This is a genomic window from Streptococcus mitis, from assembly GCF_946190275.1.
GTDB classification, from domain to species: domain Bacteria; phylum Bacillota; class Bacilli; order Lactobacillales; family Streptococcaceae; genus Streptococcus; species Streptococcus mitis_DC.
Window position 1 is genome coordinate 1 of the sequence record NZ_CAMHZQ010000041.1, and the last position, 983, is coordinate 983.

Sequence of the window (983 nt, forward strand, 5' to 3'; positions counted from 1 at the left end):
GCTGAGGTAGAGGCTACCGCGCTTGTTGACGCTGACGTAGACGCTACCGCGCTTGTTGACGCTGAGGTAGACGCTACGGCACTTGTTGAGGCTGAGGTAGAGGCTACGGCACTGGTTGACGCTGACGTAGAGGCTACTGCACTTGTTGATGCTGAGGTAGACGCTACTGCACTTGTTGACGCTGATGTAGAAGCTACAGCACTTGTTGATGCTGAGGTAGACGCTACTGCACTTGTTGATGCTGAGGTAGACGCTACGGCACTTGTGCTTGCTGAGGTAGACGCTACTGCACTTGTTGACGCTGAGGTAGACGCTACTGCACTTGTGCTTGCTGAGGTAGACGCTACTGCACTTGTGCTTGCTGAGGTAGACGCTACGGCGCTTGTGCTTGCTGAGGTAGATGCTACTGCACTTGTTGATGCTGAGGTAGACGCTACTGCACTTGTTGACGCTGATGTAGACGCTACAGCGCTAGTACTTGCTGAGGTAGAGGCTACGGCACTTGTGCTTGCTGATGTAGAGGCTACTGCGCTAGTACTTGCTGATGTAGATGCTACGGCACTTGTTGACGCTGAGGTAGATGCTACTGCACTTGTTGATGCTGAGGTAGACGCTACGGCACTTGTTGACGCTGAGGTAGACGCTACGGCGCTTGTGCTTGCTGACGTAGAGGCTACCGCACTTGTTGACGCTGAGGTAGAAGCTACCGCGCTAGTACTTGCTGAGGTAGACGCTACCGCGCTTGTGCTTGCTGAGGTAGACGCTACCGCACTTGTTGATGCTGAAGTAGAGGCTACTGCGCTTGTGCTTGCTGACGTAGACGCTACGGCACTGGTTGACGCTGATGTAGAGGCTACGGCGCTTGTTGATGCTGATGTAGACGCTACAGCGCTTGTTGACGCTGACGTAGACGCTACTGCGCTTGTTGACGCTGACGTAGACGCTACTGCACTTGTGCTTGCTGAGGTAGAGGCTACCGCGCT

At 54.4% G+C, this 983-nt stretch carries 1 protein-coding gene; it reads left to right on the plus strand.

The window, feature by feature from the left end; translation table 11 throughout:
* Positions 1 to 983: hypothetical protein (locus N8M20_RS10125; RefSeq protein ID WP_261080504.1), on the plus strand; the 983-nt coding region annotated here is incomplete at both ends.